12 protein-coding genes are annotated in these 15,962 nt (G+C 54.1%); all 12 read right to left on the reverse strand.

Features of this window, described 5'->3' with window-relative positions; genetic code table 11:
- Positions 1–22: 22 nt before the first annotated feature.
- Positions 23–1,303 (reverse strand): MFS transporter, encoded by a 1,281-nt coding sequence (locus tag ACFQ88_RS31090; protein ID WP_379460438.1) that lies wholly within the window; start codon positions 1,301–1,303, stop codon positions 23–25.
- Between the two features lie 37 nt (positions 1,304–1,340).
- Positions 1,341–2,108 (reverse strand): ThuA domain-containing protein, encoded by a 768-nt coding sequence (locus ACFQ88_RS31095; RefSeq protein ID WP_239634059.1) that lies wholly within the window; start codon positions 2,106–2,108, stop codon positions 1,341–1,343.
- A gap of 91 nt (positions 2,109–2,199) precedes the next feature.
- Positions 2,200–3,567, reverse strand: a complete 1,368-nt coding sequence (locus ACFQ88_RS31100) for an MATE family efflux transporter (RefSeq protein ID WP_379460442.1) — start codon at positions 3,565–3,567, stop codon at positions 2,200–2,202.
- Positions 3,568–3,657: 90 nt separating this feature from the next.
- A complete protein-coding gene (locus ACFQ88_RS31105) occupies positions 3,658–4,386 on the reverse strand; it encodes a phytanoyl-CoA dioxygenase family protein (RefSeq protein WP_379460444.1) in 729 nt (242 codons plus the stop codon).
- A gap of 55 nt (positions 4,387–4,441) precedes the next feature.
- Positions 4,442–5,416 (reverse strand): hypothetical protein, encoded by a 975-nt coding sequence (locus ACFQ88_RS31110; protein WP_379460446.1) that lies wholly within the window; start codon positions 5,414–5,416, stop codon positions 4,442–4,444.
- Positions 5,417–5,500: 84 nt separating this feature from the next.
- Positions 5,501–6,550, reverse strand: a complete 1,050-nt coding sequence (locus ACFQ88_RS31115; protein ID WP_379460448.1) for a hypothetical protein — start codon at positions 6,548–6,550, stop codon at positions 5,501–5,503.
- Positions 6,551–6,596: 46 nt separating this feature from the next.
- Complete coding sequence (locus ACFQ88_RS31120) at positions 6,597–8,183, reverse strand: type 2 periplasmic-binding domain-containing protein (protein ID WP_379460450.1); 1,587 nt, start codon at positions 8,181–8,183, stop codon at positions 6,597–6,599.
- Positions 8,184–8,202: 19 nt separating this feature from the next.
- Positions 8,203–9,090: a carbohydrate ABC transporter permease gene (locus tag ACFQ88_RS31125; RefSeq protein ID WP_239634053.1), complete on the reverse strand. Its 888-nt coding sequence runs from the start codon at positions 9,088–9,090 to the stop codon at positions 8,203–8,205.
- Positions 9,084–10,043, reverse strand: a complete 960-nt coding sequence (locus ACFQ88_RS31130) for an ABC transporter permease (RefSeq protein ID WP_239634052.1) — start codon at positions 10,041–10,043, stop codon at positions 9,084–9,086. Before ACFQ88_RS31130 ends, ACFQ88_RS31125 begins: the two co-directional genes overlap by 7 nt.
- A 130-nt stretch (positions 10,044–10,173) precedes the next feature.
- Positions 10,174–11,892, reverse strand: coding sequence for a sensor histidine kinase (locus ACFQ88_RS31135; protein WP_239634051.1), 1,719 nt, complete (start codon positions 11,890–11,892; stop codon positions 10,174–10,176).
- The gene (locus tag ACFQ88_RS31140) at positions 11,889–13,394 is read right to left on the reverse strand and encodes a response regulator transcription factor (protein WP_379460453.1); all 1,506 of its coding nucleotides are present in this window, start codon (positions 13,392–13,394) and stop codon (positions 11,889–11,891) included. Before ACFQ88_RS31140 ends, ACFQ88_RS31135 begins: the two co-directional genes overlap by 4 nt.
- A 751-nt stretch (positions 13,395–14,145) precedes the next feature.
- The gene (locus tag ACFQ88_RS31145) at positions 14,146–15,921 is read right to left on the reverse strand and encodes a glycoside hydrolase family 2 protein (protein ID WP_379460455.1); all 1,776 of its coding nucleotides are present in this window, start codon (positions 15,919–15,921) and stop codon (positions 14,146–14,148) included.
- Between the last annotated feature and the right edge of the window lie 41 nt (positions 15,922–15,962).

A 15,962-nucleotide genomic window follows, 5' to 3' on the forward strand; every position in this document is an offset into this window, starting at 1 on the left:
AGCCATGTACTTGTTGCCGTTATCATCCGTTGCCTGTACCTTCAGCAGTGCTCTGCGCCTCGTGCATCGTCCCCCGCTTCCTCCGGTCGGGCGGGAGAAGAAAGCCGATAGCGCCGAACAGCGGCATAAAGGAGCAGGCGATGATGATCGTCGTCAAGCTCGTCAAATCGATCATCGCGCCGACGACAACCGTGCCGATGGCCCCCATCCCGAAAGCGAGTCCCGTGATGAGTCCGGACACCGTCCCTACCTTGCCGGGAACGAGCTCCTGCACGTAGACGACGGTTACGGAGAAGCTGCTGTGATTAATGACGCCCAGCAGCAGAAGAAGCGGATAGATCCATATCGGATCCGCATGCGGCAATAACATCGCGAACGGCGCGGCGCCTAACACCGATAGGAGCATGACATGTTTTCGACCGATCCGGTCGGATAACGGACCTCCGAGAAACGTTCCGACGATGCCCGCTCCTGCGTACACGAATAAATACATTTGCGCTTCCGGAATGGACATGCGGAATTGCTCCATCAAGTAAAAGACGAAGTACGTCCCGATGCTCGAGCCGAACAGAGATCTGGCGAACGAAATCAAGATGATGATGGCGATGGCTCCGATCACCTTTTTGTGCAGCAGCCCTTCTTCCTCCTGCTCCTTCGGTTTCCTGGCTGTCCGCGCCTGATGAATATAATTCTTGTACCAGCCCGCTATCCAGCTCTGCAGAGCTATCCCCAGCACTGCCACCAGAGCAAACCAAGCGGCTCCTCTTTGGCCGAGCGGATAAAAGATGAAAGCCGTTATGAGAGGAGCCATGGCGCTTCCGGCGTTCCCGCCGACCTGAAAGACGGATTGGGCCAGTCCGCGCCTTGTCCCCGAGCTTAAATAGACGATCCGCGACCCTTCCGGATGAAAGACGGCCGACGCGATCCCGATAACGACCACCGCTGCCAGCACCGTCCAGTAGCCGGGAGCGAAGGCGAGCCCCAATATGCCAAGCAGAGAAAGCAGCATCCCGACAGGCAAAATATAGGGCGTCGGCCGTGCATCCGCAAAAGCCCCGATGAACGGCTGTATCACCGATGAGGAGAAATACAGAATAAATGTAATCACGCCTAACTGCGTATACGACAGATGAAGCGAATCCCGAATGATCGGGTACGAAGCCGGAATGACGGCCTGCAGCGCGTCATTGATCAGATGGGCGGCGCTGACCGCTATCAGAATAGGGTAAACCGTTGAATCGGACGGATGGGATGCACTTGACGCGTTTGCCGCCGGCGCCGTTCCCGTTTGTTCCGTAGCCATAATGAGCAATTCTCCTTCCGCAAGGAAGCATCTGTCCTCAATCGATCCGGTTGCCGCGGCCGTCCCGGATATGACCGTTGATCGGCTCCATCGAAGGCACGTTACCGCTGGTTATTGCCGGCGATTCCTTCTGCGGTGCCGTCCAGCGCACCCCGTTCTCTATAATCTTCAGCACGTTCGCATTATAATAGGTCGGATACTCTTCATGTCCCGGCCGGAAATAAAACATCTTGCCTTTCCCCCGCGTGTAGGTAATCCCGCTGCGGAACAGCTCCCCGCCCTCGAACCAGCTCGCAAGTATCAGCTCATCCGGCTCGGGAATGTTCCAGTATTCGCCGTACATTTCCTCCTCCGGCAGCTCGAAGTACTCGCCGATGCCGTCCACAATCGGGTGTCCCGGCTTCAGCACCCAGAGCCGCTCCTTCTCATGCGCTTCCCGCCACTTGTGGCCTCCGGGCGTACCGAGCAGCCGCTTGAACAGCTTGGAGCCGGACGCAGAGTGGAGGAAGATCGTTCCCATTCCGGCCAATACGCGCTTATACAGCTTATCGACAAGCTCATCCGGCACCTGGTCGTTACGAAGATGCGACCACCAAATCAGCACATCGGTGGACTCTATCGTCTCATCTGTCAATCCGTGGTCCGGATCGTACAGCGTTGCCGTCCTTACCTCCATATCGGACTGCTTCTCCAGATGGGACGCGATGACACGGTGTATTCCGTCCGGATACACTGCCTTAATGTTGTCCTGATGCTGCTCATGCCAAAATTCATTCCATACGGTAACTCGGATTGTGCCAGCCATGACCAAATCTCCTTTTACGTAATGTTATAGTTGAATGGGCGCCTTGACTTGACTTGCCTACAAGCTTATTGTACGAAGCCGGCGCCCGGTTTTATATACGACGATCCAACGAAAAATGAACCGTTTTCACACTTCCGTTCAGCTGCCATAATCTTTTCTTGCTGCGCCAGCGGGCGATGTAGCAGGTGCTGCGGACGATCTCGTCGAGCAGCATGGCGATATAGGCGCCGATCAGCCCCCAACCGAGTTCCATGCCAAGGAAGAACGTCAACCCTACAGAGACGGTCCACATGGAGGAGATGCCTACCGCGGCAATGAACCGCGTATCCCCAATGGCGCTAAGCGCGCTGATGAACGCGTTGCTGAACATTTTGGCCGGCTGCAGCAGCACGTTCATTAGCAGCACGGTCGTTCCTAGAGCTACGACCTGACGGTCGCCGGTGAAAAATCGCAAAATCGGCCCGCACAGAATCACAAGCAGGACCGTGTTCACTACGACAACGCAGAGCCCGGACCTCAGCGCCTCCCAAGCTCCGCGGTAAGCATCCTCCAGCCGTCCGGCGCCGTACTGCTGGGCAATGCGGATTTGCGCCGCCATCGACAACGCCATGCCGCAAAGAAAACAAAACGACTCCAACGTGTTCATATACGTCCGCGTAGTCAACGCTACCGCCCCCATCGTGGCGATCAGGGCAAATATCGTCATTTGCGAGAAGGTCCACGACGCCCCATTGAGCGATGCGGGCCAGCCGATACGCAGCATCTCCTTAAGCAGCGGACCCGAGAACAGCCCCGCATCGCCCCAGCCGACCGGCTTCGCGAACGAGCGCCGCAGCAAATAAAGCAGCGGCACAATGGCAAGTCCCCTGCTGATGACGGTGGACAGCGCAACACCGTAGAGTCCCCATTCCGGGAAGCCGAGCGCTCCGAAGATGAACAAGTAGTTCAGCACCACATGGACCGCATTCATCCCGAGGGCTACTACCATAGGTCCCTTCGTGTTGCCCGTATTGCGGATGATCGTGCTCAGAGCCAACATCAACGCTGTCAAGACGGTGCCGCTGCCTACAACCGAGATATACGTGTTCGCCAATGCAAGCAGCTCGGCCGGAATTTGCAGCCATGCCGCAATCCGTCCGGCTCCCATGTACAAAGCGACACTCAGTATCGCGCCGGGAACCAGCGTCAGCTGCACCGCCATGACCGCCGCCGTTCTCGCCTCGTTCTCCCGCTTGGCGCCGATGTGCTGGGCAATGACGATTCCCGCTCCGCTCGTGATGAGCATGAAGAGTACGATCGCAGACATGAAAAATTGATTGCTGATCCCGACGACCGCTACGGCATGATCGGATATCCGGCTCACCATCAGCGTATCCGCTATCCCGATCGCGAATTGCAGAAACATCTCGATCATAATAGGCCACGCCAGCATCCAGAGCGGCTTGTTGTTCCATGGCATACCCTCGTTTGCACCCCGTTTCTCGGCAAGACAAAGCACCTCCGGGACATCGCGTTGAAGCACGGAGGTGCAGCGTATAGTACTGACAGCTTAGCCTTCGTATACTTTCGACCTGCGCAAATAAGGGTGATAGGTCGGATCCAGAATGAGACGCTGCTCCGGAGTCAGCCGCTCCAGCAGCTCTGGCGTGCGGTCATACTTGCGCCACGAAATCATAAGCGGCGAGTACTTGTACAGGAACGATCTTCTCTCCTGCGTCCCCTGCCATGGGAACGTACCGTGAGTCAGCGCCTCGGTGAAGATCAGCACGCTTCCCGCCTTCTGCGGAACGTGAACGGTCGGCCCGATTTCCTCGTAATGCCGGTACTCCGGAGGCAGCGGGAAATTGGCCTTATGGCTGCCCACGATGCAGCAAAAGCCGCCGTCATCAGGACCGATATCCGAAAGCGCGAACGAGTACACCGTTAGACCGCTGAAAACGTTGTCTCCCTGCACATGATAAAACTGGCCCGGATCGAATGGGTTGTTGCCGCCGTGAAGCTGCAGCTGCTTATCCCCTTTGTTATGGATGATCGCATATTCGTGATCAAGCCGGTAATGCTCGCCGAACATCGCATTCAAGTACGGCTTCGTCTTCGGATGGTCGATGAGATTGCGGAAGCCCGGCTCATCCCACAGGAAGAAATCGCGGATCGGTTCACCGGCCTCCTGCTTCTTGTCGATCGCCCGGTTCATCGCCGTCAGCTCATCCTTGCTAAGTACATCCTCCACCAGCAAATACCCCTGCACATCGAATAAATATTTCTCCTTGGCGTTCATGCGATTCCCTCCATTGGATTCATAGTTTATATAGATAAGGTGCCATTATTCAGCCTCAGCCCGCAGATACGCTCAGCGCTTGACGCAGTACTTTCAGCTGGCGAATGAACGGCTCCTCGATCAACCCTTGATGTGAAATCGGCACATCCCATGTGACGACCCCTTCATGCTCGTTAACATGCTTCGTATAACCGATGACGAACTCGTCGGGCAGCTCAGGCTCTCCGTGTCCCCAATCCTTGCCGAGAAAGCTGAGAATATGGTACTGCACTCCCTCGAGCCAGCGTCCCTCGCATACAGGGAAGGCGCGAATCACCTCGCCGCCGAGATAGTCCTCGTGCTCGGTCCGGTGAGAGATCACCGGCACGATCACGCCCGGGTTAAAGCTGACGATGCTATCGGGGTTGCCCGCTTTCATCGCAGCGGCGAAGCTGCCGAAGTTCGGCTCATCCGCGTGGCGGTACATCTCATCGGCGAAGTAGCAGCCGTCGATCCACCAGCCGCTCACTTTATTCCCCCAACGCAAGGACCATTCCGCGATGACGGCCTCCCATTTGCGCTGGAACTCGGCGAGCCGCTTGCCGGTACGCTGGCGGTTATGGCGTATCCCGGGACCGGTGTAGCCGTTCTCCCATTCCAGCTTCTCCATGGCAACGGGATCGCCGTTCGGCGCCCCGCTCGGCAAATAAACGAGCAGCTTGATCCCTTTCGGAGCCAGCGCCTCGTACAGATCGCTGACCAGATCGCGCCTTGAACATTTGCTCGGCTCAATCCCCACAATGGAGTCATAGGTCACGTTAGGCGCGCAGTAATGACCCGTGTTCTGGCCGAGGGTAAGGAAGAAGTATCCCGCGCCTACACTTTCCAGCTGCTTCGCCAATCCTTCTACATCGAAAGCTTCGACGCGTTCGTTCCACTCCTCCGACGTCAGATGGCGCCCTTCCCGGTTGTGCGGCGGAGTCGGCAAATAGTGGCAGAAGACGCCCCACTTCGCATCCTTGAACCAATCGGCATTTCGCTTCGTTTCCATCGTTCTCCCTCCCTTTTTACCCGTGCGGCAGCTGCCGTGCATATGATTCCTGCCGGTTGTTGCTTCCGTTCTGAGAGCTGTCACTTATGATTCGGACTTCAGACTCTCGGAGAGCGCCTTCAGCTGACAAAGGAACGGCTCTTCGATCAATCCTTCATGAGTAATCGGCACATCCCATGTAACGACCCCTTCGCTGCGGTTGACATGCTTCGTATACCCGATAACGAACTCGTCGGGAAACCGGGGGCTGCCTTCACCCCAGGAGGAGCCGAGGTAGCCCAGCGTATGATATTGGGCGCCGTCTACCCAGCGGTCGTGGCGCATAGGAAATACTTTTGATATTTCCCCGGCCGTATAATCGTCGAACTCCGTATGCGAGATGACCGGCACAATAACGCCGGGATTAAAAGCAACGATGCTGTCAGGGTTGCCTGCCTTAAGCGACTTGGCGAAGCTGCCGAAGTTGGGCTCATCGGCGTGGCGGTACATTTCGTCGGCGAAATAACAGCCGTCGATCCACCAGCCGCTCACCTTGGTTCCCCAGCGCAAGGACCATTCCGTGATCACGGCCTCCCACTTGCGCTGAAACTCCGCGAGCCGCTTGCCCTTACGCCGCTGGTCGAGCTTGCGCTGCGGCACCGCAATGCGCGTCCCCTGCTCCGTCGTCACGACGACGGACAGGCTCGCTCCGGCGTCCTTGCGCGGCTTGCCCCATTCCTCCTCGTAGCCCCACTCCCATTCCAGCTTCTCCATCGCGACGGTGTCGGACGCCGGGGCTCCGCTCGGGAGATAGACGAGCAGCTTGATGCCCCGGATGGCCAAAGCATCGGCCAAGTCGGCGATCAAGTCTCTCTGCGAGCACTTGCTCGGACGGATGCCGACGATCGCATCGTAGGTCTCGTTCGGTGCGCAGTAATGGCCCGTATTTTGCCCGATCGTCATGAAGAAATATTGGGCTCCGATATGCTCCAGCTGGGAGGCGAGCCCCTCCACGTCAAAACGGTCTACACGATCGTTCCATTCCTCCGCCGTCAAATGCCGTCCTGCCTGATTGCTTGGGGGAGTAGGCAAGTAATGGCAGAACACACCCCATCTAGCCTCTTTAAACCATTCCACCTGCGGCTTCGTCGTCATGCACGGATCCCTTCCTTTTCATTCTCCGAACGAATGGACGGACGGATTATTTTTTCTTCATCTTCTCGTATTCCTTTTGCGCTTCCTCCATGACCTTGGAGCCGCCGGATTTGTTCCATTCATCCACGAAATCGTTGAACTGCGAAATCGGGCGCTTGCCGGTGACGAAGTCGACAAAGTTCTTGATCGTCAATTGGTCGAGACGGTCTTTATTTTCGTAATAGATCGGCAGCTCCACGGGACTCAAGATGTCGTATTCCCCTTTGGCCACGCTCTCGGCTTGCTTACGGATCGTCATCAGCTTGCTCTTCGTCATGTACGGAGCCTGCAAATCGTAATCGTTGAAGGACGTGCCGTATTGATCACCGATGCCGAATTTGATTCGTTCCTCTTCCTTGTCGTAAGGAGGGATATACTCGAAGTCGCCGTCGGCATTGATTTTGTAGGTTTTGCCTTTCTCCCCGTACACGAGCTTTTCGTAAAATTCAGGGTTAAAGGACCGTTCCTCCCAAATTTGAATGTAACGGATCATCTTGTCGGGGTCCTTGGCCATTTGCACGCCGAACTGTACGCCCGAGCTCGGAATCGGATTACGCTGCGTAATGCCGAGCTTCCCTGCAGGGCCCTTCGGTCCCGAGATGGTGGTCCATTTGGCATTCGGGTTGTTCTCTTTCGTCTTCTCGTAAAAGATGCCGGAATTGAAAGCGTCTCTCGGAATGAATTTATACCAGGCGTCCTGCACCATGCCGATTTTCTCGGAAATGACCTTATCCTCCACATTTTTCTGCTTGTTCAGCACAAATTCCGGGTCTAACAGGTCTTCCTTATACCATTTGTTCAGCAAAGTCAGCGCTTCCTTGGCCCCAGGCTCTACTTCGCCGCGGACGAGCTTGCCTCCCCGCTCGACGAAAGCGCCTGGATACACATCGAACGCCCCGAAGATCGGCGAGAACAGATTCTCAATCGCTTCGCTCTTCACCGTCCAGCCGTACGTGTCCTTTTTACCGTTGCCATCCGGATCGTCGTTTCTGAATTTACGCAGCATGACCTCCAGCTCATCCAGCGTATCCGGCGCTTTGGCGATGCCCGTCTTCTCCAGCCAATCCTGGCGAATGCCGAGCACCTGCCACGTCGGTCCGAGGCTCCAGACGATCGGCAGCGAGTAGTTTTTGCCGCCTCGGCGCGTATATAAGAACGGGTCGCTGCCCAGATGCTTTTTCAGCCACGCCATATATTTGGGGGCATACTTTTCCAGCATCTCCTGCGGAATTTCGGCTACCGCTCCTTGATCTACGAGCTTGTTGTAAGCCGTAAACGGCATGTCGGCCCACGTATCCGGTATTTCGCCGGAGGCGATTTTGAGCAGAATGGCGTCCTTTCTCGCGTTGGCATCATTGGGGATCGGCAGTATATCGATATCGACATTGAATTTTTCTTTAATTTGGTTGTTGGCGTATCCGTTCGGCGTCACCTTGTCATAGTTGGCGCTCAGGAAGGTAAGCTTCATTTTCTTATTGGTTGTGCCCGCGTCGGCGGACGGTACAGGGGGCGGACTTTCTGAAGTGCTGCAGCCTATCAAGGCCGTCAGCAATATCGCACTGCTTAGCGAGGCGGCTACCCGTTTTCTTCTCATATACAAGCCTCCTTATAAGCTATCCTTTCATTGCGCCGATCATGATCCCTTTGACAAAATATTTCTGAACGAACGGGTAAATAATCAGCATCGGAATGATCGACATCATGATCATCGTCGCTTGCAGCTGCCGGCCCGAGAAGACGCCGGACTGATCCGTCCTGTACAGCATGGCATTAAGCTCATCCATGTTGTTGTCGACGATAATTTTGCGAAGCACGACCTGCAGCACCTGTTTGTTCGGATCCGATATATAGATCAAGCTGTCGAACCAGGCGTTCCAGTGACCGACCGCCACCCATAAGGCAACGGTTGCCAGCACCGGCGTGGATAACGGAAGGACAATCTTCCAGAAAATAAGAAAATATCCTGCCCCGTCGACCTTCGCGGATTCCTCCAGCCCTTCGGGAATCGATTTGAAAAAATTGCGCATGATGAGCACATTGAAGGCACTGATGGCGCCGGGCAAAATAAGCGCCCACATCGAGTTGTACAGCCCAAGCGATTTGATCAAGATGTAGTTCGGAATCAAGCCGCCCTTGAACAGCATCGTAAACAAGATGAAAGCGGTCAGAAAGGCGTTGAGAGGCAGCCCTTTCTTGGACAGCGGGTAGGCGAATAATGCGGTCAGGGTCAAGCCCAACGCGACCCCAAGCACCATACGGATGCCGGAGTTGGCGAATCCGGTCCACAGCGACTTATATTTGAAGGCCATGATGTAGCTGTCGAAAGACACCTTCGTTGGCCACAGCTGCACTCCGGTGGAAAAAGCCGCGCTGCCGGGGCTGAGCGAGATGACCACCTGATTCCAAAAAGGGAACAGCGTAATGAACATGATCAAGATAACCGTCACATACAGGAACGTATCGAACAGCCTCTCGGCAACCGGTTTAGCCGTCTTCACCATAGCGTGTGCTCCTTCCCTCCCATCAGGCCGACCACCTTATTCACGACGACAATGAGGACTAAGGCAACGACCGACTTGAAAAGCCCGACTGCCGTAGAGTAGCTGTAATTGGCATCGATAAGTCCTTTCCGGTACACATACGTGTCGATAATGTCCGATACCTCGTACACCTTGGCACTGTACATGTTGAAAATTTGGTCGAAGCCGGCATCGAGCACATGGGCCATCCGCAGCACGAGTAAAATGCAGATGGTCGGAAGCAGCATGGGGATCGTAATGTTCATGATCCGCTGCGTCCGGCTTGCGCCGTCGATAACGGCTGCATCGTACATCTCTTGGGAGATGCCGGCGATAGCCGCAAAATAAATGATGGACTCCCAGCCGAAGCTCTGGAAAATGTCGGTAATGACCAGAATGGACCGGAAATACCGCTCGTCAGCCATGAACAGGACAGGCTCCAAACCTGCCAGCTTCAGCAGTCCGTTCACCGCTCCGTCCAGCGAGAATATACTAATGAAAATACCGGAAAGCACGACCCACGATATGAAATGCGGAAGATAGGATACCGTCTGCGCCACTTTTTTGAAATGAATATGACGAATTTCGTTCATCAGCAGCGCGAATAATATCGGCACCGGAAACCCGAACAGCAGCTTATAGAAGCTGATCAGAATCGAGTTGCGAAGCACCGTGTAAAAATAGGGATCCGAGAACGCTTTGTCAAAATGCTTCATCCCGACCCAGGGGCTCGCGCTGATGCCGCCGAGAATTTTGAAATCCTTGAACGCAATCACGGCGCCGAGCATCGGGATATAATGAAAGATGATAAAATAGAGCAAGCCGGGCACCAGCATGCAAAGCAGCGCTTGATGCGCCTTCCACCGCCGCCACCGGGATGCGCGAAGCGGCAAGGCTTCGTGCATCGTCTTGCCGAGCTCCACCGTCGTTTTCACCGCATCGCCTCCTTCAGTATGAGGATCGCAAGCTAGAACCTCCTCCCCCTATTGTTTGCGCTTTCATTTTGCTATCTTTACTATACAGGAACGGAACGCTGGAGGAATTATCAGATTTTTTGGAAACGCATCACGATTTTACGATCCTTACATCCCGGGGCAGCCAAATACGCATACGCGTACCGGTTCCCTCGGTGCTCTCTGCCGTAACTCCGTAAGGCTCGCCGAAGGAAAGACGAATCCGGTCGTGCACATTGTTCAAGCCGTATCCTCTTGCATCCGCTCCGAATAACGACTCCAGCACTTCCCGGCTCATGCCCGGCCCGTTATCCTCTACTATGAACTCGATGCCGTCGTCCTTCAGTTGTCCCGTAATCTGCAACCTCCCACGGCCCTCCGGCTTTTGGTCGATTCCGTGCTCGATAGCATTTTCCACAATCGGCTGCAGGATGAAGTTCAACGTATGACAGCATTGCAGCCTCTCGTCGATGCGGTATTCCACATCGAAGCCGTGATCGTGCATGATCAGCTGAATTTCCGTGTAGCTCATCGTATTTTCCAGCTCGCTCTTGACCGAGGTTACGGACTCCCCTTTATTGAGCGCCGTCCGGTAAAATTTGGACAAGGTCGTGACGATGTGGCTAATATCTTGAGCGCCGAGATGAAGCGCCTTCCAGTTAATAATGGACAAGCTGTTGTACAAAAAGTGGGGATTGATTTGCGTCTGCAGCACTTTGAGCTCCGCCTCCTTTTGCCGCAGCCGGTTATCGTACACCTCGTTGATGAGCTCCTTGATTTTGCGGAGCATATCGCCGAACCGGACAGCCAGCTCGCCGATCTCGTCCTTCGTCCCTTCCGGCACTGCGACGTCCCAATTCCCGTCCCCTACCGAGCGCATCGTCCGGTTCAGCACTAGAATTTGCCTCAGCAGTGTATTGGAGAAGATACCGATAAGAACCATCAATACGACCAGGCACAGCATAATAATGACGATCGTCGCGCCTACGATCTGCAGCATGCCCGGCGATACCTGAGCAACCGGAGCGTAAAAGTACAGCGTCCAGTGCGACTGCTCCATCCCGCTTCGAATGACAAAATGGTCTGTTCCTTCCAGCGATACGATTCCTTCCTGCAAAGGGGCGTCTGAGGCGAGCCTGGGCGCCAAATCAACACCGGATTCAGGTTTCCTGGAGAAAATAACCTTCCCGGCCGGATCCGCTACGACGATGCCGTAATCCCTTAGATCAGGCGGATTAATGTCTTGAAAAATATCGGCATAATGGAACTTCATAGTCAGCAGCACGAATTTACTATTCGTAAAAAAGAGCGGAAACGGGCGCGTCAACAGAAGCTCGCCCTGCTCATAGTACCATCCGGGGGCATTGGCCTTTAGAGAGCTTTGATACCAGGCCGTCTGCCGTACCCTGTCGTACGATTGAATATATTCGCCGTATTCCGGCAGGTCGTTTTGCGAGTAAACGGTCAGCTGGGCAACTTCTTTATGCAGCGTCATGATCATTTGGAAGAACGGTTCGAGGTCATGACGCAAATCGTAGGCCAAATTGTCGAGATCCTGGTACTTGTTTGCAAAGATGCGCTGAAGTCCCGAGTTGAATACGATCAGATTCGTAACGTTATTGTACTTCCCGATCTTGTAGTTGAACTTGTCCGCCAGCACCCCGGCCGTATCCTTCATCCCTTGCATCGCCTGCCTTTGCAGAAACTGGTTGGACTGGTGATACGAATACACTCCCAGCGCGCTTATCGGAATAAACGTCAGCACGATGTATGTTAGCACAAGCTTCTGCTTCAGACGCAAATGAATGAAATAGGTAAGCAGGCGGCTCATAAGCTCTCCTCCCTGTATTGGGCGGGAGACATGCCGGCATAATTTTTGAACAGGGAGCCGAAATAGGATACGTTCGCATAGCCTACCTCGTGCCCGATATCGACGATCTTCATGTTCGTGCTGCGCAGGTAATGCTTCGCTTTTTCCATCCGGTATTGGGTGACGTATTTCACAAGGCTCAGCCCGGTTTCCTTCTTGAACAAGTAGCTTAAGTAGCTCGGGGACAAATAGACTTTCTCCGCTATGTGCTCCAGGCTGATGTCATGCCGGTAATGCTGATGGATGAAGTCGAGTACAAGGGCTACGTCCTTTCTTCCCGATCGATTGATATTCGGATCGCCAGGCGAGTCTGTTACGGCCCCATGCTCCAGGAAGCGTGCCAGAAGCTCCTTCAGCTCAGCAAGATTGTGGCAATGATGAATATTTTGCGCCACTTCCTGTACCGATTCCTTGGCATAGCCCGGCAAATGGGTCACCATATGCTTGACCAGTACAGTCGCCACATACTTCACATAAATCGTCGAGTAGGAGGTGCTGTTGTCCAAGATATCGAACAACCGCTCCAGCTCCTCACGACTGCGTCCCGCCTCCTTCTGCTCCAATGCGGCCTGAATCCTCTCCACCAGTGCATCGACGCCATCCGTCGGTCCGCTTCGCTCCGCTCCCGGCGACTCGGTACATAATACAAGCGGCTTTTCCGAGAAAAACTTCGCCTCCAGCAGCTTCTCCATCTCATTGCATTCCGTCTGAAATCCCTGCTCCGAAAGCCTTCCGCTGCTGAAGACAACGTCAAACTCCGTATGAAGGAGCTCACGCAGCTCATCCTGCAGCCGTTGCCCCAGTACAGTCAACCGCTCCATGCTTGTCCCTTCGTGAAGCTCGTTGTGGAACAACAGCAAGCTCTGGTATTCATTCAAATTGATATAATCGCAGGACAGCGATACCGCCTGCTTCACAATATGCTCGGCATCATCGTTTCGACTGTCGAAGCACTTGGTTCGGCTCTCCAGCAGCAGAAGCCTCGTATAGGGAAACCCCTTCCGCACTGTGCCTACAGCCGGCACGTTCATCATGCTGCGCGTAAGGAGAGGGCCGCCATGCAGCAGCTCGAGCAAATAGTGCCTCCGGCGTTCCTCGCACCGCCCGATTCCCGCTTGCATAACTTGAAGGAACTCCTGGATCTCCACAGGCTTCAAAATATAATCGGCGGCCTGAAGCTGCATCGCCCGCTTGGCGTAATGGAACTCTCCGAAAGCCGACAAAAATATGATTTGCAGTGCACTGTCCAGCTTCCTTGCTTCTCCGGCCAGCGTCATCCCGTCCATGAACGGCATCTTGATGTCCGTCAGCAGCAGATCGACCGGATGGGTCCGCAAATAGTCAAGCGCTTTCAATCCATTCTCGGCTTCGGCCGTATGAAATGGAAGGCCGTACTGCCGAATGAGCAGCTTGATGCCCTCCCTCTCGATTTTCTCATCGTCTACAATCAGAATATTGTACATACAACCTCCCGCAAGGTATAGAGTACGATTCCATGGTCGGATCGATGAACTATTGTTTCGTGAGCCTATATAATTTATTATAAGTCGGTTTCGTGTCCATGTCTGTAAAATCGTGTAAATGGCACGGCGGATCGTTCGGGCCTTTGTTGACACAAATAAAAAAAGAGCTGCAAAAGCAGCCCTGAGCTTGTTGAGCAAGCCGGGTTTCCGTGAATGCTAGAGCATGGTTGAATAGCTTGCGGACCGTGGATCCGTTATTTTACCCAGTATAGTGTTTTTTCTATGGCGATCGGACCGGAGATCCTTTATTTCACCAAAACTCACTATTTTTGAATGAAACATTAGCAAATAACGGATTCTCTGTCCGATCGCTCTGCAAAAGTAGCCACATTCCATGGAATAGCGGATTCTCTGTCCGATAGACCGCTACCAAGCTTACAGGAAGCTTATTCCCAACTCTGCAGGGGTATTTCCTAGAGGGGGGCGCTTCCCTCAACGGGTCAGCAAGGGTACCCCGGTGGGGCACCTCCCTTCGGCCGCTGTCGAAGTCGTGTTCCTTTGATTGGTAGGCTTGCCGCGGTAGGAACACAAGCTTCAAACGCCGACGCTGACACTCCTCCACCCAACTCCCATTCCCTCTCTTGTCTACTCTGCTCCGTGATTTGAGCTGCTTCCTTATGGATTAGTAAATGAAAAAAGGCTGCTTACGCAGCCCTAGCCCTTACACAATATGCAACCTCAGAATCACGACCTAGTACTTAACAGGTCCCGCAATAATCTGCTTTATTTTCTCCAACGGCGCTTTCGGCTCACGATCGTATGTGAGCAAGCCGTTGATTTCTTGCTCAACGTCGGTGAGCTGGGTATAGCAAATCCCTTGCACGTGAGGAGATTGCAGGAAAGGCTCTACGACATCGGACAGCTTCTGTACGAAGTCCTCCTCGTTCTCCGCTCCGGAGTAGCCCCAGCCCTCCCAATGGCTCTTCTTAAACGCAATACCCCCGAACTCGGTTACGAGGATCGGCTGCCCCTTATACACCGTGCCTCCGACTAACAGCTCCCGCCGATGCGGCTTGCCTCCGATCGTCTTTTCCAAGGTGGAATACCGTTCGGTCAGGTCGTCCCTTCTCCATGCGTAATCGTGAATCGTCACGAGGTCCGAATCCATTTGCTCCCAGCCGTCGTTGCTCACAACCAATCGGGTATCGTCCAACGACTTCGTCAAATGGTACATCGCCAGCGCATGCTGCTGCTGTCTTTTGTCGACCAAAATATTCGGCACGCCCCAGCTCTCGTTAATCGGCACCCAAGTCACGATGCAGGGGTGGTTGTAATCCCGCTCTATCGCTTCCTGCCACTCCTGCGTCACTTTCCGTACGTAGTCTTCGGAATACTGGTAGGCGTTGGCCATTTCGCCCCATACGATGTATCCCAGCTTATCCGCCCAGTACAAGAATCGGGGATCCTCGATCTTCTGATGCTTGCGCGCGCCGTTAAAGCCCATCGCTTTGGCCAGTTCAATGTCCTTCCGCAATGCCTCATCGGTCGGAGCAGTCAATATGCCTTCCGGAAAGTAGCCTTGATCGAGCACAAGCCGCTGGAAAAAGACCCGGTTGTTAAGCATCACTTGCCCTGCTTCAACGGAAATTTTCCGCATCCCGAAGTAGCTTTCCACATGGTCTACCTGCTTGCCGTTGTCGTATAAGGTTACTGTAATGTCGTACAAGTTCGGCTTGTGAGGCGACCACCATCTCCCCAAACCATGATCGTTAAAATCATGCAGCCTAACCGCTCTTGTTTCTTCCCTATGGTGTATCGCGAAGGTCGTACTCGTCGTATACTCATCCTTGAAACGGATGTCGATTCTAGCCTCCAGCTTGCTTCCCGCTGCAGGGACCTCATTCAGGAACGTCCGGATTTCAATCTCGTTCTTATCGATATCCGGCTTGAACTTCAGCTTCGCAATATGTACCTTATGAAGCGGCTCGAGCCAAACGGTTTGCCAAATGCCCGTAGTCCGCGTGTAAAAGATCGAAGCCGAATCCTCCTTCCAGTACTGCTTGCCCCGGGGAAGCGTCACATCGCGGCTAAAATCCTCCGCACGGACTACGATCACGTTCTGATCGGGTACAAGAGCCGCCGTAATGTCGGCCTGAAACGGAGTATGGCCTCCTTCATGGAAAGCAACCCGTTTGCCGTTCACCCATACCGTGGCTGCATAATCAACGGCACCGAAGTGCAAAATGATCGATTGACCCGACCAGTCCGCCGGAATCGTAACGACACGCCGGTACCAGACCAGATCATGAAAGCCGGTCTCACCGATAGAACTGAGCTCGCTCTGATAAGCGAACGGAACTTGAATGGTTCTCGTGAAAGACTTCAGACCCGAACCCCACTGTTCTCCGTCCCCGACACGATTATCGTCAAACTCAAACTCCCACGTTCCATTCAAATTCATCCATGCTTCCCTTACGAGCTGTGGTCTCGGATATTCGGGGCGCGGCAATTGTTGAGCTTCATTCATATCTTTACGTCCTCCCATTTAATTAATTTATAAGTTATAAT

Origin of the sequence: Paenibacillus sp. NPDC056579 (genome assembly GCF_042793215.1) — a bacterium.
GTDB lineage: Bacteria > Bacillota > Bacilli > Paenibacillales > NBRC-103111 > Paenibacillus_S.

Coding starts and splice junctions, on each gene's coding strand:
- ACFQ88_RS31140 (WP_379460453.1), bottom strand. CDS start 13,394: ATGTACAATATTCTGATTGTAGACGATGAGAAAATCGAGAGGGAGGGC.
- ACFQ88_RS31105 (WP_379460444.1), bottom strand. CDS start 4,386: ATGAACGCCAAGGAGAAATATTTATTCGATGTGCAGGGGTATTTGCTG.
- ACFQ88_RS31120 (WP_379460450.1), bottom strand. CDS start 8,183: ATGAGAAGAAAACGGGTAGCCGCCTCGCTAAGCAGTGCGATATTGCTG.
- ACFQ88_RS31095 (WP_239634059.1), bottom strand. CDS start 2,108: ATGGCTGGCACAATCCGAGTTACCGTATGGAATGAATTTTGGCATGAG.
- ACFQ88_RS31125 (WP_239634053.1), bottom strand. CDS start 9,090: ATGGTGAAGACGGCTAAACCGGTTGCCGAGAGGCTGTTCGATACGTTC.
- ACFQ88_RS31145 (WP_379460455.1), bottom strand. CDS start 15,921: ATGAATGAAGCTCAACAATTGCCGCGCCCCGAATATCCGAGACCACAG.
- ACFQ88_RS31110 (WP_379460446.1), bottom strand. CDS start 5,416: ATGGAAACGAAGCGAAATGCCGATTGGTTCAAGGATGCGAAGTGGGGC.
- ACFQ88_RS31090 (WP_379460438.1), bottom strand. CDS start 1,303: ATGGCTACGGAACAAACGGGAACGGCGCCGGCGGCAAACGCGTCAAGT.
- ACFQ88_RS31100 (WP_379460442.1), bottom strand. CDS start 3,567: ATGCCATGGAACAACAAGCCGCTCTGGATGCTGGCGTGGCCTATTATG.
- ACFQ88_RS31135 (WP_239634051.1), bottom strand. CDS start 11,892: ATGAGCCGCCTGCTTACCTATTTCATTCATTTGCGTCTGAAGCAGAAG.
- ACFQ88_RS31115 (WP_379460448.1), bottom strand. CDS start 6,550: ATGACGACGAAGCCGCAGGTGGAATGGTTTAAAGAGGCTAGATGGGGT.